33 protein-coding genes and 1 other RNA gene (1 of these 34 only partly in view) are annotated in these 24,217 nt (G+C 54.5%); 9 read left to right on the top strand and 25 right to left on the bottom strand.

The features are described from left to right. The 18 genes from INT22_RS21180 to smpB form a co-directional block, all read right to left on the bottom strand. On the bottom strand, positions 1-208 hold a 208-nt coding region (locus INT22_RS21180), incomplete at its 3' end, for a hypothetical protein (protein WP_226912791.1). Next, complete coding sequence (locus INT22_RS15275; RefSeq protein WP_193060663.1) at positions 201-386, bottom strand: hypothetical protein; 186 nt, start codon at positions 384-386, stop codon at positions 201-203. The genes INT22_RS15275 and INT22_RS21180, both read right to left, overlap by 8 nt. 4 nt (positions 387-390) lie before the next feature. Beyond that, positions 391-831, bottom strand: a complete 441-nt coding sequence (locus INT22_RS15280; RefSeq protein WP_193060662.1) for a DUF5681 domain-containing protein — start codon at positions 829-831, stop codon at positions 391-393. Then, positions 831-1,631 (bottom strand): hypothetical protein, encoded by an 801-nt coding sequence (locus INT22_RS15285; protein WP_193060661.1) that lies wholly within the window; start codon positions 1,629-1,631, stop codon positions 831-833. The genes INT22_RS15280 and INT22_RS15285 overlap by 1 nt, the downstream gene beginning before the upstream one ends. After that, positions 1,619-1,807 carry a hypothetical protein gene (locus tag INT22_RS15290; protein ID WP_193060660.1) on the bottom strand — a complete coding sequence of 63 codons (189 nt, stop codon included), beginning with the start codon at positions 1,805-1,807 and terminating at the stop codon, positions 1,619-1,621. The genes INT22_RS15285 and INT22_RS15290 overlap by 13 nt, the downstream gene beginning before the upstream one ends. A gap of 164 nt (positions 1,808-1,971) precedes the next feature. Continuing rightward, positions 1,972-2,295, bottom strand: a complete 324-nt coding sequence (locus INT22_RS15295) for a hypothetical protein (RefSeq protein WP_193060659.1) — start codon at positions 2,293-2,295, stop codon at positions 1,972-1,974. Further along, positions 2,295-3,821 (bottom strand): DUF3631 domain-containing protein, encoded by a 1,527-nt coding sequence (locus tag INT22_RS15300; protein WP_193060658.1) that lies wholly within the window; start codon positions 3,819-3,821, stop codon positions 2,295-2,297. The genes INT22_RS15295 and INT22_RS15300 overlap by 1 nt, the downstream gene beginning before the upstream one ends. Further along, positions 3,818-4,738 (bottom strand): toprim domain-containing protein, encoded by a 921-nt coding sequence (locus INT22_RS15305; RefSeq protein ID WP_193060657.1) that lies wholly within the window; start codon positions 4,736-4,738, stop codon positions 3,818-3,820. The genes INT22_RS15300 and INT22_RS15305 overlap by 4 nt, the downstream gene beginning before the upstream one ends. Beyond that, on the bottom strand, positions 4,723-4,953 hold the full coding sequence (locus tag INT22_RS15310; RefSeq protein ID WP_193060656.1) for a hypothetical protein: 231 nt from the start codon (positions 4,951-4,953) through the stop codon (positions 4,723-4,725). Before INT22_RS15310 ends, INT22_RS15305 begins: the two co-directional genes overlap by 16 nt. After that, entirely contained in the window at positions 4,950-5,126 is a 177-nt protein-coding gene (locus INT22_RS15315; RefSeq protein ID WP_193053234.1) for a hypothetical protein, read from the bottom strand. The genes INT22_RS15310 and INT22_RS15315 overlap by 4 nt, the downstream gene beginning before the upstream one ends. Further along, on the bottom strand, positions 5,123-5,371 hold the full coding sequence (locus INT22_RS15320; protein WP_193060655.1) for a hypothetical protein: 249 nt from the start codon (positions 5,369-5,371) through the stop codon (positions 5,123-5,125). The genes INT22_RS15315 and INT22_RS15320 overlap by 4 nt, the downstream gene beginning before the upstream one ends. Beyond that, on the bottom strand, positions 5,368-5,595 hold the full coding sequence (locus INT22_RS15325; protein WP_193060673.1) for a hypothetical protein: 228 nt from the start codon (positions 5,593-5,595) through the stop codon (positions 5,368-5,370). Before INT22_RS15325 ends, INT22_RS15320 begins: the two co-directional genes overlap by 4 nt. A 257-nt stretch (positions 5,596-5,852) precedes the next feature. Beyond that, positions 5,853-6,077, bottom strand: a complete 225-nt coding sequence (locus INT22_RS15330; protein WP_193060654.1) for a helix-turn-helix transcriptional regulator — start codon at positions 6,075-6,077, stop codon at positions 5,853-5,855. An 83-nt stretch (positions 6,078-6,160) separates the two neighbouring features. Further along, on the bottom strand, positions 6,161-6,829 hold the full coding sequence (locus INT22_RS15335) for a hypothetical protein (RefSeq protein ID WP_193060653.1): 669 nt from the start codon (positions 6,827-6,829) through the stop codon (positions 6,161-6,163). Positions 6,830-6,930: 101 nt separating this feature from the next. Beyond that, positions 6,931-7,887 (bottom strand): site-specific integrase, encoded by a 957-nt coding sequence (locus INT22_RS15340; RefSeq protein ID WP_319022092.1) that lies wholly within the window; start codon positions 7,885-7,887, stop codon positions 6,931-6,933. Further along, positions 7,851-8,267 carry an Arm DNA-binding domain-containing protein gene (locus INT22_RS22165; protein WP_446718956.1) on the bottom strand — a complete coding sequence of 139 codons (417 nt, stop codon included), beginning with the start codon at positions 8,265-8,267 and terminating at the stop codon, positions 7,851-7,853. Before INT22_RS22165 ends, INT22_RS15340 begins: the two co-directional genes overlap by 37 nt. Before the next feature lie 79 nt (positions 8,268-8,346). Beyond that, positions 8,347-8,725: a transfer-messenger RNA gene (gene ssrA / locus INT22_RS15345) on the bottom strand. A gap of 45 nt (positions 8,726-8,770) precedes the next feature. Continuing rightward, entirely contained in the window at positions 8,771-9,262 is a 492-nt protein-coding gene (gene smpB, locus INT22_RS15350) for an SsrA-binding protein SmpB (protein ID WP_009723766.1), read from the bottom strand. Between the two features lie 126 nt (positions 9,263-9,388). Here smpB and INT22_RS15355 point away from each other — a divergent pair, with 126 nt between their 5' ends. After that, the gene (locus INT22_RS15355) at positions 9,389-9,823 is read left to right on the top strand and encodes a type II toxin-antitoxin system RatA family toxin (RefSeq protein WP_038480655.1); all 435 of its coding nucleotides are present in this window, start codon (positions 9,389-9,391) and stop codon (positions 9,821-9,823) included. Beyond that, positions 9,813-10,124 carry an RnfH family protein gene (locus tag INT22_RS15360; protein WP_089039931.1) on the top strand — a complete coding sequence of 104 codons (312 nt, stop codon included), beginning with the start codon at positions 9,813-9,815 and terminating at the stop codon, positions 10,122-10,124. The genes INT22_RS15355 and INT22_RS15360 overlap by 11 nt, the downstream gene beginning before the upstream one ends. Positions 10,125-10,146: 22 nt before the next feature. On the opposite strand, the gene INT22_RS15365 is transcribed toward INT22_RS15360, so the two are convergent. Further along, on the bottom strand, positions 10,147-10,596 hold the full coding sequence (locus tag INT22_RS15365) for an outer membrane protein assembly factor BamE (RefSeq protein WP_089039930.1): 450 nt from the start codon (positions 10,594-10,596) through the stop codon (positions 10,147-10,149). Between the two features lie 72 nt (positions 10,597-10,668). On the opposite strand from INT22_RS15365, the gene fur reads away from it, so the two are divergent. Next, positions 10,669-11,121 carry a ferric iron uptake transcriptional regulator gene (gene fur / locus INT22_RS15370; RefSeq protein WP_009723762.1) on the top strand — a complete coding sequence of 151 codons (453 nt, stop codon included), beginning with the start codon at positions 10,669-10,671 and terminating at the stop codon, positions 11,119-11,121. Positions 11,122-11,231: 110 nt separating this feature from the next. Here fur and recN read toward each other — a convergent pair whose 3' ends face one another. After that, a complete protein-coding gene (gene recN / locus INT22_RS15375) occupies positions 11,232-12,905 on the bottom strand; it encodes a DNA repair protein RecN (RefSeq protein WP_193060651.1) in 1,674 nt (557 codons plus the stop codon). A gap of 201 nt (positions 12,906-13,106) precedes the next feature. Between recN and grpE the strand changes: the two genes are divergently transcribed. The 4 genes from grpE (at position 13,107) to INT22_RS15395 (ending at position 18,210) form a co-directional block, all read left to right on the top strand. Further along, complete coding sequence (gene grpE, locus INT22_RS15380) at positions 13,107-13,736, top strand: nucleotide exchange factor GrpE (RefSeq protein ID WP_172419685.1); 630 nt, start codon at positions 13,107-13,109, stop codon at positions 13,734-13,736. A 168-nt stretch (positions 13,737-13,904) separates the two neighbouring features. Then, positions 13,905-15,839, top strand: a complete 1,935-nt coding sequence (gene dnaK / locus INT22_RS15385) for a molecular chaperone DnaK (RefSeq protein ID WP_193060650.1) — start codon at positions 13,905-13,907, stop codon at positions 15,837-15,839. A gap of 110 nt (positions 15,840-15,949) precedes the next feature. Then, positions 15,950-17,104 (top strand): molecular chaperone DnaJ, encoded by a 1,155-nt coding sequence (gene dnaJ, locus INT22_RS15390; RefSeq protein ID WP_193060649.1) that lies wholly within the window; start codon positions 15,950-15,952, stop codon positions 17,102-17,104. Between the two features lie 203 nt (positions 17,105-17,307). Continuing rightward, on the top strand, positions 17,308-18,210 hold the full coding sequence (locus INT22_RS15395) for a DMT family transporter (protein ID WP_193060648.1): 903 nt from the start codon (positions 17,308-17,310) through the stop codon (positions 18,208-18,210). Here INT22_RS15395 and INT22_RS15400 read toward each other — a convergent pair. Genes INT22_RS15400 through INT22_RS15410 form a run of 3 tightly spaced genes read right to left on the bottom strand, consistent with a single transcriptional unit; the run spans position 18,188 to position 21,118 of the window. Continuing rightward, the gene (locus tag INT22_RS15400; RefSeq protein ID WP_193060647.1) at positions 18,188-18,937 is read right to left on the bottom strand and encodes an ABC transporter ATP-binding protein; all 750 of its coding nucleotides are present in this window, start codon (positions 18,935-18,937) and stop codon (positions 18,188-18,190) included. The two genes, INT22_RS15395 and INT22_RS15400, sit on opposite strands and share 23 nt — an antisense overlap. Beyond that, on the bottom strand, positions 18,931-20,001 hold the full coding sequence (locus INT22_RS15405) for a FecCD family ABC transporter permease (RefSeq protein ID WP_193060646.1): 1,071 nt from the start codon (positions 19,999-20,001) through the stop codon (positions 18,931-18,933). Before INT22_RS15405 ends, INT22_RS15400 begins: the two co-directional genes overlap by 7 nt. Beyond that, positions 19,991-21,118 carry an ABC transporter substrate-binding protein gene (locus INT22_RS15410; protein WP_193060645.1) on the bottom strand — a complete coding sequence of 376 codons (1,128 nt, stop codon included), beginning with the start codon at positions 21,116-21,118 and terminating at the stop codon, positions 19,991-19,993. The genes INT22_RS15405 and INT22_RS15410 overlap by 11 nt, the downstream gene beginning before the upstream one ends. A gap of 272 nt (positions 21,119-21,390) precedes the next feature. Between INT22_RS15410 and INT22_RS15415 the strand changes: the two genes are divergently transcribed. Both INT22_RS15415 and dapB read left to right on the top strand, forming a co-directional pair. After that, the gene (locus tag INT22_RS15415) at positions 21,391-21,672 is read left to right on the top strand and encodes a DUF2218 domain-containing protein (RefSeq protein WP_193060644.1); all 282 of its coding nucleotides are present in this window, start codon (positions 21,391-21,393) and stop codon (positions 21,670-21,672) included. A 139-nt stretch (positions 21,673-21,811) separates the two neighbouring features. Then, the gene (gene dapB / locus INT22_RS15420) at positions 21,812-22,618 is read left to right on the top strand and encodes a 4-hydroxy-tetrahydrodipicolinate reductase (protein ID WP_089039924.1); all 807 of its coding nucleotides are present in this window, start codon (positions 21,812-21,814) and stop codon (positions 22,616-22,618) included. 135 nt (positions 22,619-22,753) lie between these two features. Here the strand turns inward: dapB and guaD are convergent, their stop codons facing one another. Both guaD and xdhB read right to left on the bottom strand, forming a co-directional pair. Continuing rightward, complete coding sequence (gene guaD, locus INT22_RS15425; RefSeq protein ID WP_193060643.1) at positions 22,754-24,103, bottom strand: guanine deaminase; 1,350 nt, start codon at positions 24,101-24,103, stop codon at positions 22,754-22,756. A gap of 66 nt (positions 24,104-24,169) precedes the next feature. Continuing rightward, positions 24,170-24,217: the final stretch of a xanthine dehydrogenase molybdopterin binding subunit gene (gene xdhB / locus INT22_RS15430; protein WP_193068514.1), read on the bottom strand. The gene runs 2,355 nt beyond the window's last position; 48 of the gene's 2,403 nt are visible here — the last part of the coding sequence; its start codon lies off the right edge, out of view — the gene reads right to left on this strand; the stop codon is at positions 24,170-24,172.

A 24,217-nucleotide genomic window follows, 5' to 3' on the forward strand; every position in this document is an offset into this window, starting at 1 on the left:
CAATAGCGCGGGCGCGTAGACTTTCCTCACTCTCTCCAGGCTCACGCATCACGGTAACGGGGTCAGGGTGACCATTTTCAGTCCATCCGGCTGGTGGTGGGTGTTCGTTGTTTTCGTTCGGTCTGCTAAGCCATATTGTAGGCTGATCTTCATTTGCCCCTAGCTGGCTTTCGACAATTTCTAGGCGTTTCAGTAAGTCTCTACGCATCGGCTAGCCCGTCCATGTAGTCGCCAAAGGTGCGGGGGTGGGCCTCAGATTGGCCCCCGACTGCCTTAGCGCTCAGTTCATCCATTAGTTCGCTTATCTGCGCTACGGTTTCCGCGTGCTCTATATCGGCGTGCTGTGTTTGCAGTTCGGCTAGGCGTCGTTTAATCGCTGCTCTCATATCGTTATCTCTTCCAGCGCTCTTGCTGCTCTTTGAGTAACCGCTCGATCTCTTCTTGGCGGCGTACCAGTTCCTCTATCTCTACGATTTTGCCCACGGCGGCTAAGCCATCAATCAATGCGCGGCCTTGGTCGGGGGGCAGTTCGCCATGGGAAACGGCGGCAAGTATTTGCCGGGCTTGGTCTGCCATAGGGGCGCTGGGATCAAAGTCGAATTGAACGGTTTGGGATGCAGGGCGAAAAGCGGGAACCAGGCGCTCTAGTACGATCCGGCAAGCCTGCATATCGCCAGCCTTCGCTTGGTCAACCACCTTCTTTGCAACCGCTGCGCCATCCTTTTCAAGCGCTGCTTTGAGTGCAGCCGTCTTGCTCTTTGGTCGCCCGCGTGGGTTGCCGCTGGTGCCGGGGGCGAACTTGCCCCCGGTGGTGCGTTTAGCTCCTGCCATTACGCGGCCTCTTTCTCTACCTGCATGCGGTGCATTGGTAGCTCGCCAATCCAGCCACGAAGGTCGCTAGCTGTATCTTTGCCAAGCCGGGTTAGTGTTGGGTGATTCACCTTTGAAATGCCTTCCAGTGTCTCGGCGGCGTGGTTTGTTGTGCGGATCACGTCATCATGCACACCAACCACTAAGTTTCTCAGTGCCATAATTTCGCTGCCGTAAGCGCTGGCGATTCCAGCGTTACGCAGGCTATCAAGGGTCTGTTGGGTTAATCCGGTAGCTAATGCTGGCGCACGCAGCAAAGCCGCTGTTAGCTCGGGGTGATTGCCTAGTTTGGCCTCGTTAATCAACGTCATGCGCTCCTTGGCATCCAATCCTCGCACGATAGAGCGAAGCTCGGCATCCATAGCCACACCAACCGCATCGCCTTTATCCAGTGCCTTCACTGGCTGAAAATGGCTTTTGGCGCTATCTGCGATCGACTGCATTGATTCGGCTAGTGCTTTGCGGTGCTTTTCGACGTTCTCGGCAAACTGGTCGAGTGCTTCCTTGCTCATCCGTTGCTTAGCCGCGTCGGTTAGGTCTCTATTTCCCTGAATGTCTACCAGCGCTTTTCCTGCTTTCTCGAAGTCGTGTAGCGCTGTGGCTTGCAGGTCGCGGGCGTGCTTCATTGCATTACCGACAGGCCACTTGCTGCCGTTCACGGATACGCTTGTGCTTAAAACAGCATCCCAGTCGTGCGCCGTGTAGTGGATGCGGCGACCGTTGCTCAATGAAATGGCGGGGCGTCTCTCTAGTTCTGACATTGGATGTTTTCCTTTCGTTGGCTTAGTAGGTCGATCTTGATTAGCTCAGAGGCGGCTAACGTGTCGCCTTGTTGTGCAGCGCCTTTAAGTAGTTGGTAGTACCCGGCTATCTCTTTGGCGGTTGGCTTTATGTTGCTGGCACCGCGTTGGCGACCAGGGGCTTTCTGTGCATTCATGGTTATATTCCATAAAAGAATATCAATATGAATTTTAGTTTAATTTAGGCGAATTAGCCAATATTAGCTGTATTTTTATACATGTTTTTTTGTGGGCGTCCGCTGCCTGTTTCCAGCGTGCTTAACAGGCAATAAAAAGCCGCCAGCGAAGGCGGCTATAGTGGTTAGTTGCTTGGGGTGATCCGTTGCGCATACTCCTCGACAACGATGCTGTTGTGAGGCCATCGGGCCTTAGCTGACTCTAACGCCTCCTCATAGCTCATTATCTTGCCAAGCATAGTCATGGGCTTGCCGTCTCTCAGTACCCGCCAAGCCATGCGCCGATTGTCATTAGCGGGCACCAGTTCACGCAGTAGCGCTGCTTTGTGCGACCTGATCCATATGCGGATATCGTCGGTGATGTTCTCGCTAGGCCATACGTAAAGGCGTTCGCCGGGTAGTGGGTCGGCATGTAAGCCGTGGTTTCTGAGGTAGTCGAGGGCGGCCATTAGAATTCCTCCCCATTACTTGCTTGCTGACGGGTCGATTTATCCGAAACATCGAAACAACCCGCATGGTTACTGGCCTCGGAGTGTTTCCCTTGCGAAACACTGTGGTTTTCTGTTTCGTTGGAAATGTCGCTGTAACCCGCGTGGTTGCTGGTTTGTTTCGTTGTTTCGCTTTGCTGGGGGGGAGTAGGCGAAAGATAGCGCCGGAATGCTTCGGCAAAGTCTTTCCGGTCATACCCTTTTTTGGTTTCGTAGCCGATGCGTAACTGTTTCGATTTGATACCAAAGTCACCTAGCTTGGTCGCTACTTGGCGGGCGGTAATTGGCTGCCCTCTGTTCCATGAATTCCAGGGGGCTTCGCTGTTGGCATGTAGCGCGTTAACCAGCTCAGCGCTAAACAGGCGATCAACGCTTTTCTCCTCAAATACCTCCTTGATGTCCTTCAGCAGTTCAGTGCCCACGTCTGGGGCTTGCTCGGCATCGTCCATCCGGGTGATTGTCATAGCAATACGCTTAGCGCGCTCTGGCCACTCCCCGCCGATAGAAACGGCAATTTGCTGTAGCGGTTCCCAATTATCAGCGGCGCGGTTACTGAGGCCAGGAATGGGCTCAGGCCGGGCGCTGGATACCGTCTCGGCTAAATCATCTTGCAGTCGTGACAGTTGGCGCTTGAGCCTTTCACGCAGCCCTTGGGGCATGAAGCGGATGTTCTCGACTTTCTCATGGGGCAGCTTGCGGCGTAGCTCAAAGCGAATAGACCTGCTCGCCAGTGTGTTAGCAATGCTACCGATCCCACACAGCGCTTTAGCGCCCCAAGTAGCAAAGCGCTTAGGCTCGTGATCTTCACCTACCACGCGAATGATGAAGCCATTGCGGCGGTGTCCCGAATTGAGCACGCCTCTGGCATCCTCGTTATCACGCAGGAAGGTATCCACCTCATCAATCAGTAGCGTTGGTGTCCACTTGTCCATAGAGCGGAAAAGCGCGGCGGGGCTTATGCCGTCGCACTTGAGCGGCTGGAAGGCGAACGTCTCTAGGAACTCCAACAGTGTGGACTTGCCGCAATTTGGCAAGGGGGCTGTAATATTAGCTAAAGGCGCAACATGCACTTCATCAATGAACCAAGTGAAAGCGATCCACAGCGCGGCGGCATCGGCTACTTCGGGTTCACAAACAACGTATTGCCTTAGCGTGTCTGATAGCTCCCTCACCAGTAATGCGCCGTCTACGTGGTCTTGCCAAGGCTCGATAGTGGGGAATAGCTCCCCACCTTCACCGCTTGATAACGTCCGGGTCAGTTTATCCAGCTCGGCAACCTGTACTTTTGCCTTTTTGGCAGCGGCTCGGATACGTTGCCAATCAGCAGGGCTGTTCTGTCTAATGCTGGTGATATGGTCGAGAATGCTCTGCTCAAAAAGCGCGCCGGGATCATCCAAAGCAACATCAATAGCGCTCTGCACTATGTCCATCGGTTTTAGTGGCTCGGGCGCATTATCGACCACTTCTTTGATGTTGGGCTGACTCATAGCGCCAGCCCTCCCCCTAGTCGCGCCAGGTCATTAAAGTCAGTCACTCCCTCGTGAGTCTCAGGCCACACACAACGCGCCCCAATGGCTGAGGCAGCTTCCTTGCCCTTGGTAACGCCAGGATTGCCAGCGGTGCCATGGTCGTTATCAGCGCAAACGATGATGGGTTGGGTGGGGTAGCGTTCGCGTAGGCTTTTCGCCACGGGTAGCAGGTTGCCCGCATTCATGGCAGCGGCTACCGCGTAGCCTGTCGCCTCGTGAAGCGTGGCAGCGGTTGCCCATCCTTCAGCGATCAAAAGCGGCTGGTGTGGTTCAATGCTGCCTATTGGCGAATAGCAGCCCTTTACCTTGCCGCCTGTCTTAAAGTATTTGGCTCCATCCGGCCCGATGGTCTGCCAATTAACCAGGCGCTGCCCATCGGTAAGCGGAACTACCAACAGTTCACGCCGTTGGCGCAGGTTGTAGGGCTTCACTCCCTTGGCGGCTAGGTAGGCATGGGTAGGGCTTGCAGGCGTTAGCAGCGGCCATTCTTGGCGCGTTTGGCTGGCCACTAGGGCATAACCACGTTCGCGCTCTGCCTGTCGCTCAACACGGCGCTTTTCGGCTTCCTGTCGCGCTTTCTCTGCAACTTGCGGGTCAGGGGTATCGTCAGCAAATACGCTATGCTTTTCACCGGTAGCCCAATCGCCATGCACACCAAAATCATGATGCAGCACGTACCAAAGGCGGTTGTTACCCTTGCGGGCCTCGGGGTGGTCGTGTCGGTGAATATCACCATCACCAATAGGGCTGACACTGAGGCCATGGTGGGTGATAATGCTTTCAGAAAATTTGTTCTCTATGGCGATCTGTTTACCGACGATCTCCGATAGCGCCCATGCCCCACCAAGGCTGGGCGTTTTTATTGCTCGATGCATAGGAGCCCCTCCTCTTGCAGCCAGTCGCAGCGATCATCAAGACTGCTGGACAATAACCACAGCGCTTCAATCAGCGCTTCACGCTTCAAACCATCAAGATCATGGTCGTTAAGCAGCATCGCTACGCCTGCGAGGATTTTGGACGCCTGTTGCATTTGGCGAATGTCGCCAGTAAGGGCAGCTTTCAGAAGGTAGGTTTGATCTTGAGGAGTCATAGGCCAGTCTCCTTGCTGAATGCCTGGGCTTCGCGCTGCATCTCCTTGAACTCAAGGTGATTGACTAAACCACTGGCAAGCGCCTGCTCGGCTGTTAAAAAGCGATCCGGGTTAGTGAACTGGAAGCGAATAGTTCGGGTGCGTAGGTCGCAGTTAATGGCTATGGGCATCATTGGGCCACCTCCTGAGAATCCAGGTAGGCAACAGCACCAGCCAGCGCGCTCTCTACGGTGTGGGCACCAATACCGTGCGGCATATCGGCATCAAACCAAGCGGCTACTGGAACGGCGGCTTTTTCGTGGTGAGTTATGTGGCAAGCGTCACTGCGTCCAGTTTGGCGCACGGCATCACGCCAATCGGTGGCTTCAATGACGGTTTCTTGACCAGTGCGGGCGAAGGTGATTTTGAATAGGCTCATTGGCTCACCTCCGCGTTTTCAGCGCGTAAGGTGTCGTAAGCCTGCATCAGACGGCTGCGACGAATGTGGGCTTGCTCGGCCTCTAGGGCGCGTGCTTTTTCAATATGGGAGTTGTAGCGCTTGAGCCGGACGGCGGCGCTTGAGTCTGAAAACAACGCAGATTTCGCCATTGCTCGATGAGCGGCGGCGCGTGCAGACGGATTTCGGGTAGGGAATAGCTTCATGGGTAAGACTCCTTGATTCATGGAGTCACCACCACTGCTTCCAAACAATGGGGGCGACTGTACGCAGGTTGGAAGACCGGGAATCAAGGAAACCGGCAGGCCGAAGCCTCCTACGCACAGCCGCCATAACGGCACAAAAAAAGCACCATCAGGGAAGGCACTTGTGCGCCTCGATTCGTTCGGGCTTCCAAACCCGGCTGACGATTTTGCGCCAGCCGTTGAAGCATATAACGGCATTGGTAAGCGTTGCAAGGTCATTATGCTGCACCTCGCATAGCCAGCTTGGCATCCAGCCAGGCGTTAACCTCGGCAATGGGGAAGTAGCATTGTGCTTGCTGGCTGTCGCTGAACTTTAGCGGGCGGGGAAAGCTGGGGTCGTTCTTCAGCAACTTGTCGATGCCGCTACGGGTCATATCCATAGCGCGGCATAGATTGGGCTTAGTGATTAGCTTTTGGTCTTGGGGTAGTGCTTCGATATTCATAAGAACGCCTCTGTATGAGTGACGCTCTTATGGTGGTGTTTAACCTGAAGTTGTTGGTGCAGGTGCAAAATGCAGATTGCAGGTTATCGGCGCTTCTTGGCTTCCCATGCCTTGATTGCTGCGCCAACATGCTCTTTTAGTTTGCGGTCGCCCATATTGGTAACGTCATCGGGTATGGTGTTGAGCATATCCTCGACGACACGCGACGCTTTCGGCTTTTCCCCATTTCGGTAGTCTGGCCCGTGCTTACTAGCGTATACCTCCACCAGCAGCCCGAACACCTCAAGCGCCCGCGACTCCTCGCCTCCAACACTTTTAGCTTCGGGTGTGTCGATACCAGCTAAAAAATCGGGAAGCTCGCTCTCATTCCATCCTAGCGAAGATAACCATCGGGAAAGCTCTTGTCGCGTGACATCAAAGTCAAAGCTATCGTATGTGGATAGGCCTGCTAACTCGGCACTTTCCCATCGCCCATGGCTCCCCCAAAGCCGTATTTTGCCGACAGGCATTAGATTGCCATCTATGGCTGCTTGTCTAGCTACAGTAAGCCAATTAGCAGCTTCTTGGGCTTGTGGAATATCAAAGCGAAGCGCGGCCTTAACTGAGTCAGTATCTCCTGCGCCTGACTCTATTGGCACTGACTCCGAAAGATAGTTGGGCCATATTGAACGGGGGTCGATCCCCGCTATCAGTAAGCACGCGCTTTCGATGTGCAGTTTTTTACATGCTCGCCAAACATTCAAAGAAGACATAAGCGTAACTCCTAACGCTAGCACTCCGATTAGGTTGGCTGGCTAACGCGGTGGAGTTGTTCGCGCTTTCAGGCCGTCGCCCTAGCCAGCCAATTCGGTTGTTATGCTCGCTTAAATTCCACCACGTTTCCGCGCTGCAAGTTGTCCAAGTGATCGGCGTACCACTGCATCATCACGCGGCGCTGCTCGATGTACTGCGCCTTGTTATAAACGCCTGCCACACCGTCTTTAACGTGAGATAGCTGGGCCTCTATGTGGTCGGCGTTATAGCCGTGCTCATTCAGGATCGTGCTAGCGATGTGCCGGAAGCCGTGCCCGGTCTGGCGTCCCTCATAGCCAAGGCGGCGTAGTGCCATGATGAATACCGTGTTCGACCGTGGCGCTGTCTTGTCGCTGCGGCCTGGGAATAGAAGGGGTTGGTACCCGGTCAGTTGGTGGAGGTTCTGAAGGGCTTCAATAGCCTGCTTAGGCAGTGGAACAGTATGCTCACGGCGGCGCTTCATCCGTTCGGCGGGGATCGTCCATAGCGCTTTGTCTAGGTCGAACTCTTCCCAGCGTGCCTCTCTTAGCTCTGAGGGGCGCACGGCTAGGCGGGAAAGCAGGAATAGGCCAAGGCGTACATCTTCAGCGTGAGGGTAAGAGCCAATAGCGCGAAGCAGGGCGGGTAGTTCGTCTTGGCTAACGTGGGAATAGTTGGCCGCTCGGCGGGTGGTCAGGTGCTTATGCAGGCTCTCCAATGGGTTGTACTGGATGCGCCCACTCACTAGCGCCAGGTCGTACACTTCCCGGCAGATAGCGCGTATGCGGCTAGTCTGCTCAATGATCCCGGTCTTTTCCAGGCTGCGCAGGAACTCCAACCATTCCATTGGCGTTATGTCGGTGAAGGGGCGCTTGCCGAACTTTGGGAAGACGTGCTTTTGCAGCGAGCCAATGACGCGGGTGGAGGTGCCGTCTGTCCAGTTCTGGCGCTTGTTGGTGTGCCACTCCCTCGCCAGCGCTTCAAAGGTGCTGTTGGCAGCCTCTAGCGACTCGGCTTCCCTTGTCCGCTTGGAGACGATGGGATTCTGGCCATTGGCTNNATGGGATTCTGGCCATTGGCTGCGTCTGCTCTGAGCTGGTCGGCCTTAACACGCGCCAGGCTGCCGCTTGTTTCCGGATACCCGCCTAAGCCAATCCAAGACCACTTGCCGTCTGGCTTCTTGTAGCGCAGTTCCCAAGACTTTGAGCCGTTGGGCTTCACCCTGAAGTAAAGGCCACTGCCGTCCAGTTCCCTGTATGCCTTGGCCTCTGGTTCCAGTGTCGCCAATACTGTGTCAGCCAGCGGGCGGCGCTTAATCTGTGAGCGTTTCATTCTTGTATGCCTCTGGTTCACAATATCGTAAAGCATACACACAGGCATACACGGTGCGCAATGCTGTATGGGTATATGTGAAAGCATACAGACACAAAAAAACCCGCACTGGGCGGGCTTTTCTGCATCATTCAGACCTATGTGGAAGCATCTGAATTTAGGTAGGTGGTGGAGGCGGCGGGAATTGAACCCGCGTCCGCCAGCACGCGCCTATTGGCTCTACATGCTTAGATTTCGTCATTTGCTTTAACGCAACTGACTCCGACGATCAGGATTCAGCCACGCGAGCCTTCTAAGTTTAACGATTGATGAGAAGACACCACCAACCGCGGTCCTATCAGCTTTAGCTCGTATCCCATCAGTGATGAATAGGCACATCACCTTTGGGCCAGACAAGAAGCTAACAGTGTTTAAGCTGCTAGCGCGCCTTGAGCGTAGTTTTCGTCATTTGCGACTATTTTTCGTGATGTGGGATTTACGAGATACATCACGCTCTCGGCATGCACCGCAAGGGTTGTCACCAGCGTCGAAACCATGTCGCCCCCTGATTACAGATGAGCATTCTAACGTGCTCACACCGAATTGACCAGTTATGCCTTGTTATGTTCCCGCATTATCCGACCTTTCTGACGGCTCCAGTCGCGATCTTTCTCGGTGGCGCGCTTGTCATGCAGCTGTTTGCCGGTCACCAGTGCCAGCTCACACTTCACCTTGTTGCGTTTCCAATAGAGCTTGAGCGGCACGCAAGTGTGGCCTTTGTCCTGAGTCACCGAGAAAATTTTGGCAATTTCCTTACGGTGCAGAAGCAACTTACGCGTGCGCGTCGGGTCAGCAATTTCGTGGGTGCTTGCTGTATTAAGCGGCATGATATGGCTGCCTAGTAAAAAAGCCTCGCCGTTACGAACCAAAATGTAGGTGTCGGTAAGCTGTGCTTTACCAGCGCGAAGGCTTTTAACTTCCCAGCCCGCGAGTACCAAACCTGCTTCTAAGGTTTCGTTGATATGGTACTCAAACCGAGCCTTCTTGTTTTGGGCAATAACGCTGCTGCTAGGGCCCTTGCTGTTACCTTTCTTAGTGGCCATGGAACCTCATCGTTGATCTGTCAGTAGCACCCCCTTCGTTATGTGGGGAGGCGTGATACCATTCAAGGTCTACAAAAATGTTTCCCATGATACGCTTTGGGCACTGTGAAGTCAGCGGAGAGGTCAATGCCAACCGTTAATCGTACCGCCTTGGTGCGGCACACCCCCCAACAAATGTTCGATCTGGTTAATGACTTCGAACGCTATCCCGAGTTCCTGCCGGGGTGTCGCCGTGCGCGCCTGCTAGAGCATGACGAGGCGCATTTGATTGGCGAGATGACCCTTGGACGTGCGGGTGTGGAACAAACAATCACTACTCGAAATGATTTATATGCCCCCGAGCGGATTGAGTTGTCGTTAGTAAAAGGGCCGTTCAAGCAGCTTAAAGGGCGTTGGTTATTTATCCCGATGGGGGAAAACGCCTGCAAAGTCAGCTTGGAAATGGAATTTGTATTTGCCAATCGCTTGCTTAGCATGGCGTTTGGAAAATTATTTCAGCAAATTGCGGGGCAGCTTGTCGATGCCTTCACGAAGCGTGCTGACGAGCGCTATGGCCGTTGATACGTTCGCGGTAGAGGTTGCCTTCGCCTTGCCGCGCAAACAGCGTCTAGTGGCCTTACAGGTGCAGCAAGGCACAACCGCACGGCAAGCGGTAATGATGGCAGATCTACCAAGCCTGTTTCCCGAGATCCCCAGCGATACCTTTGAACAGGCACCGCTGGGAATTTTTGGCAAAGCGCTGCGCCAGCCTGAACAAGAAGCGCTGCGTCCAGGCGACCGCGTTGAGGTGTATCGTCCATTAGAGATAGACCCCAAAGCTGCCCGCCTGGAGCGGGCAAAGCGTCAAGCCAGAGGCGGGTAACTTATTCGGGAGGCATCACTGGCTATGGCGCTGTGGCATTTTCTGACGTAGGTACTCGCTGACTAGGTGCGTTGATGCCGGTGATTGGATCTGCTGTTTCTGTTGCAGGGCCTGCGCCGGTGTCCGTGCTGATCGGCAGATCGCTAGAGAAATCACCTTGCTGTTCAACGTTCACCAAACGTCCCATGTTATCGAACGTGAGGGTTACACGCCGCTGCTCAACATCCGCGTACGCTTTATCAATACGATAAACGTAATCCCATTCTCGCGTGTCAAACGGGGCTTCCAGCAACGGGCGACCCATCACATAAGTGACTTGTTCTCGGGTCATTCCTGGCTGTAATTGGCTGACCATTTCTTCGGTCACCAAGTTGCCCTGAGGGATGTCGCGCTTGTAAACGCCAACGTAGCTGCAGCCGCTAACAACGGTTAGGGCAACGGAAAGAGTAATGATGCGAGTCAATTTTTGCATTTGAGCCTATTCTTCACTATCGTGGTTTCGGTCGATCATACCCGACCTAACCTGTTACTGCGAAGAGCAACCATGGCCGATCAGAACCATGAACTGCGCAAAGCCGGGCTGAAAGTAACCCTGCCGCGCGTCAAGATCCTGCAGATTCTCGAAAATGCTTCGGGTCAACACCACCTTAGCGCAGAAGAAGTGTACAAAACACTGATTGATGCGGGCGAGGATGTTGGCTTGGCTACCGTGTACCGCGTGCTGACTCAGTTTGAATCAGCAGGCTTGGTGATCCGTCATAATTTTGATGGTGGCCACGCGGTGTTCGAGATGACTCAAGAAGACCACCACGACCATATGGTGTGTTTAGAAAGTGGTGAAATCATTGAGTTTGTCGATGAAATCATCGAGCGACGTCAGCAAGAGATCGCCGAAGAGCACGGCTATGAACTTGTGGACCATGCCCTGGTGCTTTACGTACGCCCCCGTGGGTCGGACGTAACCCGACAGGACAGCGGCCCCACAAATAAAAAATAGTCGCGCTAAATAAAACGCCCCTAGGGTGCGAGTGATGACTCATTCGCGCCCTAGGGGCGTTTTTTATAGTGTGTGGCGTTTGCTAGCGCGTTGTCGATTGAAAAAAGCGCTTAGTGCGGTGGCCGTTGGCTCGCGTGCAGCATTTCGCGGGCGTGGGCGAGTGTTTGGTCAGATAGCGTTACACCGCCCAACATGCGGGCGAGTTCGCTGATACGCCCCTGTTCGTCCAGCAGGGCCATATGGGTCAGCGTGCTATCTCGTTTGGCGCGTTTTTCAATATGCAGGTGCTGATGCGCCTGAGCGGCGACCTGAGGCAGGTGGGTGACAGTCATTACTTGACCGTTTTCGCCGAGCTTGCGCAGCAGTTGACCGACAATTTCGGCCGTCGCTCCCGAGATACCCACGTCCACTTCATCGAAGACCAAGCTGGGAATGGTGGAGTGGGAAGCGGCCACCACTTGAATGGCAAGGCTGATGCGCGATAATTCACCGCCCGAAGCCACTTTGGTTAGCGGCCTAGCGGGCTGGCCTGGGTTCGCGCTAATCAGGAATTGGACGTGGTCCAGGCCTTCCGGCGTAGGCGTTTCACGCGGGGTAACGTCCACGTCAAAGCGTGCTTTACCCATCGCCAAGAACCCTAGTTGTTGTTGCACTTCTTTGCCCAAGTGAACGGCGGTTTTTTGTCGCGCCTCGCTTAGTTGTTTGGCATCGCTGCGATAGCGCTCGCGGTATTCAGACACTTGGTTGCTTAACGACTCCAGGTCGTCGTCGCTGGCTTCTAGCAGTTCGACTTCCTGGCTGAGTCGGGCATGCAGTGCGCAAATCTCTTCCGGGGCAACGTGGTGTTTACGGGCAATACGGTGGACATCGCCAAGCCGTTCTTCTACCCAGGCTAGGCGCTCTGGGTCTAGTTCAGTTGTACTGGCAAGACGATTTAGCTCGCTGGAAGCTTCCTCTACTTGAATGCGCGCATCGCTAAGCATAGCCAAGGTATTGGCCAGTGTGCCTTTGTCACTGCCGGGTAACGCGCTTAAATGGGCATAGGCTTGATTTAACAGCGACAGAGCGCCACCTTCATCGCTCGCGCAGCAGTCGGCGGCAAACTGGGTTTCACGCAGCGTCTCTTCCGCATGGGCGAGGGTATGCTGCTCCTCTTCTAGCGTTTGCAGCTCACCCTCTGCCAGTCCCAGTTGATCTAATTCTTCTACTTGGTAGCGCAACAGCTGCCGCTTTGCCTCAACTTCACTGCCTTCTTCGCTGAGTTTTTTTAATCGCCGCCGGGCGCTGCGCCACTCGCGGAAGGTTTCAGCTAGTTGCTGGCTACGCTCACGTAGCCCGGCATAATCATCTAGCAGGGCGAGGTGGGTTTCTTCACGCATAAGCGCCTGATGAGCATGCTGTCCATGGATTTGAATCAGCTGCTCGCCCAGCGATTTTAGGTCGGCGATGGTGGCGGGGTGGCCATTGATCCACGCTTTGGAGCGACCGCTGGCGGTAACCACACGGCGCAGCAAGCACTCTTCAGCAGGCAGCTCGCGAGCAGTCAACCACTCTGTGGCAGCGGGTAGGTGTTGAATATCAAAACGCGCGGAAAGGTCGGTGCGCTCACGTCCATGGCGCACGCTGCCAGCGTCGGCACGCTCGCCCAAACATAGGCCAAGGGCGCCGAGTAAAATCGATTTGCCTGCCCCAGTTTCCCCGGTAATCGCCGTCATACCACGGGTTAGGTCGAGTTCAAGGCGGTCAACAATAGCGTAATCTTGGATTGCTAGCTGCGTGAGCATAAGGCCTCCTGAGGCGGTGCGGCACAGAAGCTGGATACTTATCCAATAATTGTTGTTTTATACAGTAGTCTATAACTCACTTCAATGCCCCTCTTGAGATGGCTTTTATGGCCCCCATATAGCGTCCATACGTGGTTAATACTCGTTACTTAACCGAGGTGGCCGTTAATGCCACCGCTGCATACTTTTCAGGAGCTAGGCATGGCAAAAGAACCGCAAACCCCATTAGATGATGAGCTGGCCCGCCAAGAGCAAGAGGCGGAAGTCACCGAGCAAGCGGCTGAAGAGCGCCTGGTCGAGGGTGAGCTGGAAGGGTTAATCGAGGACGACGCTGCGTTAGAGGACGGCGTGGGAAACCCGGAAGCCGATATGCTAGCCGCTCAGGTGGAAGAGCTTGAGCAGAGCTTGGCGGAAGCTAAAGACCAAGCGCTACGTGCCGCTGCTGAAGCTCAAAACGTGCGTCGCCGAGCTGAGCAAGAGGCTGAAAAAGCACGCAAGTTTGCTTTAGAAAAATTTGTTAAAGAGCTGTTGCCCGTTGTTGATAGCCTGGAAAAAGCCCTAGAGAGCATGGAAGACGGAGCCTCTGACGTACATCGTGAGGGCGTTTCCATGACCCTCAAAATGCAGTTAGGCGTATTGAATAAATTTGGCGTGGAAAGCGTTGAACCCCAGGGTGAACCCTTCGACCCCCAAGTTCACGAAGCGATGGCGATGGTGCCGAATCCCGAGCTTGAACCCAATACCGTCATGGATGTGATGCAGAAGGGTTATTTGCTTAACGGCCGCCTAGTTCGCCCCGCGATGGTGGTGGTTAGCCAAAAAGCCAATTAAGCATTGGCTGACGCAAAGCAAAAAAAGCCCCTTGAAATGCTGCAAGCGGCCCCCAAATAAAGGGCAACCCGCGGGAAAACCCGCAAACGCTTTAAATTTCAAAAAGCAGATTTTTGACATCAGCTTTCAAACATCAGTTTTGTAACAACCGAATTCGAGGTTTTTGCTATGGGACGCATTATTGGTATCGACCTGGGCACCACCAACTCTTGTGTGGCAGTGCTCGATGGTGACAGCGCTAAAGTCATTGAAAATGCCGAAGGCGGCCGCACTACGCCTTCCATTATTGCTTACACCGACGATGGTGAGACGCTGGTAGGCCAGGCGGCAAAACGTCAGGCCGTCACCAACCCTGAGAACACCCTTTACGCGATCAAGCGCCTGATTGGCCGTCGCTTCAAAGATGATGTCGTACAAAAAGACATCAAAATGGTGCCTTACAAAATCGCCGAAGCCGACAACGGTGATGCCTGGGTTGAAGTAAAAGGCAAAAAAATGGCGCCGCCGCAGGTAAGTGCGGAAGTGCTGAAGAAAATGAAGAAAACCGCCGAAGACTACCTCGGCGAAGCGGTAACTGAAGCGGTCATCACCGTACCGGCGTACTTTAACGACAGCCAGCGCCAGGCCACGAAAGATGCGGGCCGCATCGCCGGTCTTGATGTTAAACGCATCATTAACGAGCCGACCGCTGCTGCATTGGCCTACGGGATGGACAAATCCCGTGGTGATAAAACCATCGCGGTATATGACCTGGGTGGCGGTACTTTCGATATCTCTATTATCGAAGTGGCCGACGTTGACGGCGAAACTCAGTTTGAAGTGTTAGCCACCAACGGCGACACCTTCCTGGGCGGCGAAGACTTCGACTTGGCGCTGATCAACTACTTAGTTGACCAGTTCAAAGCGGACAGCGGTATGGATCTGTCTGGCGACAACCTCGCGATGCAGCGCCTGAAAGAAGCGGCTGAGAAGGCTAAAATTGAGCTTTCCAGTGCCCAGCAGACAGACGTTAACTTGCCGTACATCACCGCTGACAACACTGGCCCGAAACACCTTAACGTGAAGGTGACGCGTGCCAAGCTGGAGTCGTTGGTTGAAGATCTGGTACAGCGTTCGCTCGACCCGTGCAAAATGGCGCTGAAAGATGCTGGTTTGTCTGCATCTGAAATCGACGAAGTGATTCTGGTCGGTGGCCAGACGCGTATGCCGATGGTGCAGAAGAAAGCCGCTGATTTCTTCGGTAAAGAAGCGCGTAAAGACGTCAACCCAGATGAAGCGGTTGCTGTTGGTGCGGCGATTCAGGGCGGTGTTCTTGGCGGCGACGTAAAAGACGTACTGCTGCTCGACGTTACCCCGCTGACCCTGGGTATTGAAACCCTGGGTGGCGTAATGACGCCGCTGATCGACAAAAACACCACCATCCCCACGAAGAAGACGCAAACCTTCTCCACGGCGGATGACAACCAAACGGCAGTGACGATTCACGTCGTTCAGGGTGAGCGTAAGCAGGTCTCGCAGAATAAGTCGCTGGGTCGTTTTGATCTTGCCGACATTCCGCCAGCACCGCGTGGTGTGCCGCAGATTGAAGTGGCCTTCGACCTGGATGCCAACGGCATTCTAAACGTATCGGCCAAAGATAAGGCGACCAATAAAGAGCAGTCTATCGTCATTAAAGCGTCCAGCGGTCTCACGGATGAAGAGATCGAGCAAATGGTACGCGATGCGGAAGCTCACGCGGACGAAGACAAAAAGTTCGAAGCGCTGGTGCAGCTGCGTAACCAAGCAGATGGCATGATTCACGCCACTCGCAAAACCGTGCAGGAAGCCGGCGATAAAGCGACCGATGACGAGAAACAAGCCATCGAGACCGCGATCAGCGAGCTGGAAGAAGCAGTGAAGACTGACGATCAGGACAACATCCAGCAGAAGCTGGACGCGCTGGCCGAAGTGTCTGGTCAATTGGCGCAGAAAATGTACGCCGAGCAGGCGGAAGCTGCTCAGCAGGCGGACGGCGAAAGTGCTGAAAATGCCAGCACCAAGCCAGAGGATGACGTGGTTGACGCTGAGTACGAAGAAGTCAATGACGACAAAAAGAAACAGTAAATCACCTCTATCTGCTAAGGAATGCGGTAGCGCGGGAGACAACTCCCGCGTTGCTGTTTCCGAAGCAGACGCCTAATTAAGTGCGTAGCTAACCAGGAGGCGTAGGACCCATGTCCAAACGCGATTATTACGAAGTCCTGGGTGTCGAAAAAGGGGCTGATCAGAAAGAGATCAAAAAGGCCTACCGCCGCTTGGCGCAAAAATTCCACCCTGATCGAAACCCGGACGATAACACTGCAGCGGAAAAATTCCGTGAGGTGTCAGAAGCGTACGAAGTCTTAAGCGATGGCGAAAAGCGCGCGGCGTATGACCAGTTTGGTCACGCCGGTGTTGACGGCCAGGGCGGCGGCTTTGGCGGTGGTGGGTTCGGTGGTGGTGGCGCTGGCGACTTCAGCGACATCTTCGGTGATGTGTTTGGCGATATCTTTGGTGGCGGTGGTGGCCGTCGTCGTGGACCTAATGCCCCCGCGCGTGGCAGTGATCTGCGCTACAACTTAGAGCTGGATCTGGAAAACGCCGTTTCCGGCACAACCGTTGATATCCGCGTGCCACGCCATATCGAATGTGACCGCTGCGATGGTGAAGGTGCTGAGCCTGGCTCTAGCAAAGAAACCTGTCCCACGTGCCACGGCCACGGCCAAGTGCGTATGCAGCAAGGCTTCTTCGCGGTTCAGCAAACCTGCCCGACCTGTCACGGTAGTGGCCAGCACATTAAAGTGCCGTGCCACAAATGTAACGGTGAAGGCCGCGTACGGGAAACGCGCACACTGTCGGTGAAGATTCCGCCGGGAGTGGATACAGGTGATCGCATTCGCCTGAATGGTGAGGGTGAAAGTGGTGTTAACGGTGGCCCGCCCGGTGACCTGTATGTTCAGGTATCGATCAAGCCACACCACATCTTCCAGCGCGATGGCAAACACCTGCAGTGTGACGTGCCAATTAACTTTGTTGACGCTGCATTGGGTGGGGAGCTGGAAGTGCCCACGCTAGATGGCCGTGTGAAGCTGAAGATTCCACCGGAAACTCAAACCGGTAAGCTCTTCAGACTGCGCGGTAAAGGCGTGAAGCCGGTACGCGGCGGCGCACCTGGCGACCTGCTTTGCAAAGTGGTGCTGGAGACGCCGGTCAATCTCAATGACGAGCAGAAAGACCTGCTTCGTCAGTTGCAAGAGAGCTTTGACGGCAGCAATAGCCACAGCCATTCGCCGAAGAAAACTGGTTTCTTCGACAGTGTGAAGAAGTTTTTTGAAGAGATGAAGCCGTAACGGCGATTCACTTCACAGCACATCAGCGCCCCGGCACTTTCAAGTGTTGGGGCGTTTTTTTGTTAACTAGTTATTGCTAATTCATTGTGTTGCATAGTGTAAAATAGTGGGTCTGATGGGCTTATCGCTTAATCGCTAACCGATACCCTTTTAAAGCGTGGATTATTTGCACATAACTTATTAGCACATAAGGACGAGGGCAAATGCTAGCGGATGAAGAGTCTCGCCCTGGGTTGGGCATTGGGCTGCGAGTGCTTTCTGGCGTGCTGTTCACCGGCATGTTGGTGTGTATTAAAGCGGTGAGTGACGAGGTTCCGGTAGGGCAGTCGGTTTTTTTCCGCTCGCTATTTGCGCTGTTGCCGATTGTTGTGTTTTTGATGCTACGTCGCGAGTTTCCGCAGGGATTGGCGACGCGCCGTCCACTGGGGCACGCGTTGCGCTCGGGCCTTGGGGCAGCGGCAATGTTCGCATCGTTCGCGGCGGTGGCCTTGTTACCTGTCGCGGAAACTACGTTGTTAGCCCAGCTGACGCCCGTGTTTATGGCATTGGGTGGTGTCTTGCTGCTGGGGGAGCGCTTCTCGCTTTATCGGGCGGGCGCTATTGCGTTGGCGTTAGCTGGGGTGGCGGTGCTGGTACTGCCAGGGCTTGAGGCCAGTCGCGAGCAAGGGCAGCTGGCTGGCTATGCACTAGGCGCGCTGAGCGCGCTGTTAACCGCTGGAGCGCTGCTAACCGTACGGCGCATTTCACGTACCGAAACAGCCGGTTCCATTGCCTTCTACTTTATTCTGGTCTCTGCGCTAGCGGGGTTGGCAACACTGCCCTTGGGCTGGGCACCGCTTAAGGGTGACGTGGTGTGGTTGTTAGTGCTGTCTGGCTTGTTTGGCGGTTCGGCTCATATTGCGATGACGCTGGCGCTACGTTACGCCGAAGCGTCACGCCTAGCGCCTTTTGAATATATTGCGTTGGTGTGGCCTGTGTTAGCAGATTGGATGCTGTTTGGCCTGCCGGTTTCTAGCGGCTTTTTGCTGGCATTGCCGTTGCTACTTAGCGGGGTCGGGCTGGCCACACTAGAAGGCCGCCGGATTAAACGGCTTCTTCGACAATAAGCTGAGGGCGGCCCTTTGAGCATGGCTCAATACGCGCCGTCACTTTGTAAACTTGGCGCAGTAACTCAGGTGAGATTACCTCCTCGGTTGAACCGCAGGCGATTAAACGGCCGTTCTCTAACACCATGGCTGCATCAGTGAAGCGCAACGCATGCCCGAGGTCGTGAAGGGCAACCAGAATAAGCATGTTGCGCTCATCGGCAAGGCGCCGCAGTACGCTTAGCAGGTTGATTTGGCGGTTAAGGTCAAGCGCTGAGGTAGGCTCATCCAGCATTAAAATTTCAGGCTCTTGAACCAGCGCCTGGGCGGCACTCACCAATTGGCGCTGTCCGCCGCTCAGATCACCGATATCGCGTTCGCCAAGTGCGCTGATATTGAGCTCTTCAAGCGCTCGGTCGACCTGGGTAAGGTCTTCAGGCTGCACTTTTAGGCTGCGCCCTTGCATACGTGCCAGTAGCACTGATTCGTACACCGTTAGCACTGCTTTTGCCCCCGTATCTTGAGGCATATACGCCACTGGGCGTTCGGCACTGGTGCCACTGACAATCACCTCACCGTCCCCTTTTAGCAGGCCTAAAATACGGCGAAACAGGGTTGATTTACCTGCTGCGTTAGGGCCAAGCAGGGCGACAACCTGGCCGCCCTGAAAGCGCGGCGTTGTAATGTCCTGAATAATAGGACGGCGCCCGTAGCGAGCAGAAACGTGGTTAAGTTGTAGGGTTACCATGATGCCTTCTTATGGTTGAGTACCAAAAATAGGAAGAAGGGAATGCCCACGAGTGATGTGATAATGCCAATGGGAATAATGGTGCCTGGGATAATGATTTTGGAAATCACTGAGCCAACCGAAAGAATAAGCGCGCCGCATAAAGCAGAGCCGGGCAGGAAGAAGCGCTGATCCTCACCCAGCAGAATGCGCGCAATATGTGGCCCTACTAGGCCGATAAAACCAATAGTGCCGACAAAAGCGACGGCAATCGCTGCAAGCAGCGACACCAGCACTAAAACTTCTAAGCGTAGTGTGCGTGGGTTGACACCCATGCTTTCGGCCTTGGTATCCCCTAGGCGCATAGCGGTTAGTGCCCAGCCGTGGCGCGCCAGTAACGGCATAACGGCTGCCAGTACACCGAGTGCAATCCAAAACTTTGGCCAGGTTGCCTTGGTGAGACTGCCCATGGTCCAGAAGACAACAGCGGCGACAGCCTGTTGGCTGGCAAAAAACTGAATCAATGCCATTAATGAGTTAAAAATAAACACCATCGCAATGCCTAGCAGTACGATCGTTTCCACGGTGACGCCGCGCTTAAGGCTGAGTGCGTGAATTAAAAAAGCGGTCACCATTGCCATCAGGAACGCATTGATGGGGACAACATACTCAATGGCCGCAGGAATGATCGCAACGCCAAAAGCCAAGCCCAGGGCAGCGCCAAAGCTAGCGCCGGCCGAAATGCCTAACGTAAACGGGCTGGCTAGCGGGTTGCTTAGGATCGTTTGCATCTGAGCCCCGGCCACCGAGAGGCTGGCACCGACCACTAACGCCATCAGCGCCACGGGCATGCGAATTTCCCACAAAATGACACGTGCCTGCTGGCTAACAGACTCCGGGGTAAACAAAGCAGCAACGACTTCGCCAAGACTGTAGCGTGCAGGGCCGAGTGCAAGGTCAATACACAGGCTTAAGAACAGTGCTATGACCAGCGCCGCCAAGATCATTTGGCGACGAAATACCTGGGTGCGATAGAAGGCGCGCCCGTGGGACACGCTATTCATAGCAGTGCTGTCAGTCGCCATTTAAAGATATCCAATAACCGGGTGCATAATCGATAGGCAGAAAGCGATCGTGCAGCTCGCGCATTGTCGCTTCAGGGTCGAGATCGTCAAACAGTTCGGGGTGCAGCCATTTCGCCAATTGCTGAACAGCAACAAAATAGTAAGGACTGTTATAGAACTGATGCCAAATGGCGTGGAAATTTCCAGTGTCGACCGCTTCAATACCGGTCATGGCGGTGCGCTCGGTGAGTGCTTCGAGTTTCGCGCGAGCATGATCCATGTTTGCGCCTGGTCCTACTCCTACCCAAGCGCCTCCGGGAACGTAAGCATCCCAATTGCCGCCCGTGACAACGACGTGCTCGGGGTTAGCGGCAATAATTTGTTCAGGATTCAAATTGCCGAAGCTGTTAGGAATAATGCCTTCGGCAATGTTGTTGCCGCCAGCCAGGGTGACATACTCGCCAAAGTTACCAGGGCCAAAGCTCATGCAGCATTCATCTGAATACCCGCCTGCCCGGTCAATAAATACGCTCGGGCGCTCTGGGTTGGCGTCCTCAATAACATCAGTAACCCGCGCCATCTGCTCTTCAGCAAAGGCGATGAATTCCTCGGCAGCGGCTTCATCTCCCATCAGCTGGCCAATAATCCGCATCGAGGGAATGGTATGTGCGATGGGGTCTTCACGGAAATCCACATAGACAATAGGGATATCCAGCTCGGCTAACTTATCGTCATAGGCGGCGTCTTCAGTGGCCGCTTTCGCCTCAATATTCATCAGTATGACGTCAGGGTTAAGTGCCGCAGCTTGCTCAACATCAAAGGTGCCATCTTTGAAGCCACCAAAGGTGGGGATTGCCTCAATGTCGGGGAAACGTTCCAGATAGCGGGCGTAATTGTCGGGATCCGCCTGAGAAAAGTCTTCCCGCCAGCCAACCACATGGGTAAAAGGCGTTTCTGGTTCCAGCAGGCCAAGCAGATAAATTTGCCTTCCTTCGCCCAAGACAACCCGCTCGGCAGGCGCGTCTAAGGAGACTTGACGGCCTGCAACATCGGTGACGGTGATGCTATCAGCATTGGCAGCGGTGAACGTTAAGGCGGTTAGTGCGCTAAGTAGCGTCCTGAAAGCGTGGGAAGACATAACTATATTGATCACCAGTTGGTAAGTGAAACTAACCGAGGGTCGCCAGCGCGACTATTGAGAGGTAATGCCAAGAGGAAATTGATTATGCGTGTAATTCGTATTCACTGAGCTGGGCATTATTACGAAAACAGGCTTGTTTGTCGAGGTACGCTGCTAAGGAGGTGTCGTTGGAACGTGTTGTTGCAAGGCTTTATCATTCGCCGCTTGGCGCTTTTCGCTGTGGGCATTACGCTAGTAGGAGTTCACTCGCTATCTTTGGAGAAAACACCATGCCTTTATCCCGTGCCGAAATCGTAACGCCTTCTGGTGAGCGCTTGATAAACCGCTTATGCAAGCACTGGGCACATAAGCTTGAGATTGAGCAGAATGAGCAGGAAGCCAAAATCACATTTGCCAATGGCACCTGCCTGATGCATGTCGAGGCAGATCGCTTGATTGTGTCCCTCGAAACCTTGGAAGAGGAGCATCTGGATCAGTTGGAGGGGGTGGTGGAAAGCCATCTCATGCGCATGGCAAAAGACGAGCCGCTGGAAATTGTTTGGGAGAACTAACCCGTTCGAGGCAGCGTGCGCGCTGCCTTAAGCAAGCACCGCATCATTAACAGGGGTCTGTTATAATTTCGGCCACTTTTTTATCCTTGTTTTTCTTATACCAAGCTGGGTGCCGAACGGCGCACGCGCAGGAGTTCTCATGACCCGAATTGCCATTGTAGGCGTCGCTGGCCGTATGGGCCGCACGTTAGTAAATGCGGTAGAGCAGCAGGCAGATGCCTCACTTGCAGGCGGTATCGTTGAGCCAGGTAGTTCCTTGGCGGGGGCGGACATTGGTGAGCTGGCAGGTGTTGGTAAGCGCGGTGTGGTGGCCGTTGATTCTCTCGCTGCGATTGTGGACGACTTCGATGTTCTGATCGATTTCACTGCGCCGCAAGTCACCTTGGCAAATTTGGCATTCTGTGCTGAGCACGACAAACGCATTGTGATTGGCACCACCGGCATGAGCGATGACGAGCTGGCCGAACTGGATAGCTACCGCGATAAGGTTGCTATGGTGTTTGCGCCGAATATGAGTGTCGGCGTTAACCTGACCCTCAAGTTGCTTGAGACCGCTGCAAAAGCTCTCGGTGACGAAGGCTACGATATTGAAGTTATTGAAGCGCACCATCGTCATAAAGTGGATGCGCCTTCTGGCACGGCGATTAAGATGGGAGAAGTGGTCGCGGAGAGCATCGGCCGCACGTTAAAAGAGCACGGTGTTTATGAGCGGGTAGGTCAGTGCGGTCCGCGCACCGACAAAGAGATCGGTTTTGCCACCGTGCGCGCTGGCGACATTGTTGGCGAGCACACGGTGATGTTTGCCACTGAAGGCGAGCGTATCGAAATTACTCATAAAGCCTCCAGCCGTATGACCTTTGCTAAAGGCGCGGTTCGCGCTGCTCGCTGGGTCGCTGATAAAGCACATGGTCGTTACGATATGCAGGATGTATTAGGTTTAGAGTAATGTTTTAGTACAACAGGGCGCGTTTCGGTATGCACTCTGTTGGCTGCTGAACATGACTGTTTGGATGGCCTCCGAACCTGCTGGCAGGGGGAGGGGGCTTTGTTGCTTCTGGCCCCCTCCTGATTGCTTTTCTGCTTAATTTTGACGCCGGTGCTGTAGGCGTCCTCCGGCCCAGGTTTCGAAGATAGCGCGGTCGTCGCCTAGCATCATTAGAGTGAATAACTCCTCTGCCAAACTTTCGCATCGTGCCATACGGCGTGCCATTAGCGGTGAGGCGGACAGGTCGATAACGACGAAGTCGGCATCCATGCCTGGTGCGAAACGGCCGATACGGTCATCTAGCGATAGGGATACGGCATTGCCTCTGGTCAGGGCATGGAAACCTGACCAGGCCGTCAGTGGCTGGCCGAGCAGTTGCCCTACTTGATAGCCCGCCTTGAGAGTCGCCAACCCGGAAAGATCGGTGCCAGCGCCAATATCGCTGGCCAGGGTGAGATTTAACCCATTTTCATGAGCGGCGTGGCGGTCGAACAAGCCGCTACCAAGGAAGAGGTTAGAGCTGGGGCAAAAAGCGATATTGGCACTGCGATCAGCAAGCCGCTTGCGCATACCATTGTCCAGGTGAATGCCATGGGCAAAGGTGCTGCGTGGTCCAACCAAACCAGACTGCTCGTAAACCTCAAGATAGTCACGGCTTTCTGGAAACAGCTCGGCTACCCAGTCCAGCTCGCCGAGGTTTTCCGATAAGTGAGTCTGTAGCCAGAGGCTTTCATCGTTGCGCAGCAGGCCGCCAGCGGCATCAAGCTGGGTGCGCGTGGAAGTGGGAGCAAAGCGCGGCGTAACGCTATAGCCAAGGCGATCGGTGCCATGCCAGTCGCTGATTAAGCGCTCGGTATCACGAATGCCGCCGAGGGTCTTATCAGTCAGTGCTTCAGGGGCGTGGCGATCCATGAGTACCTTGCCCGCAAGCATACATAGGCCGCGGCGTTGGGCAGCACTGAAGAAGGCATCTACCGAATTGGGATGGCTTGAGCAGAACACTTGGGCGGTGGTGGTCCCGACTCGCATCAGCTCTTTGAGAAAAGCGTCGGCCATGTTGTCGGCATGCGCGCGCTGGGCGAAACGGCACTCTTCAGGAAAGGTGTAGTCATTCAACCAGTCCAGCAGTTGGCGGCCATAAGAGGCCATGATATCGAGCTGAACATAGTGGACATGACTGTCAATAAAGCCTGGCATGACCAGCTTGTCACGCTGGTCGATGACGCTGATATCGGCGGGTAACTGAGGGGCCAGAGTGCGATAGTCGCCGACGCCCTGAATGCGACCGTCGGCCCACCATAGAGCACCGTCTTGGTGGTAGACAACGCTACCCTCTCGGGGCGTGTCACCATCGCCGGGGTCGGCATCGAAACTCAAGACCCGTGCACGTATTAACCAGGCTTGCCCCTGCTCTTGTTTCAGGCATGGTCCTTGCTCTTCATTCATAATGTTGCTCCTGAAGATAGTTAGAGAGGGAAGGCTTAATGGCCATTGCTGTGCCGTTTGTCAGCGTCAGGGGCAAGTTTGGCGCGTGCGGCTTCGGCTGCCGCCATGACTCGC

This window comes from Halomonas sp. 3D7M, from assembly GCF_014897885.1.
Lineage (GTDB): Bacteria > Pseudomonadota > Gammaproteobacteria > Pseudomonadales > Halomonadaceae > Vreelandella.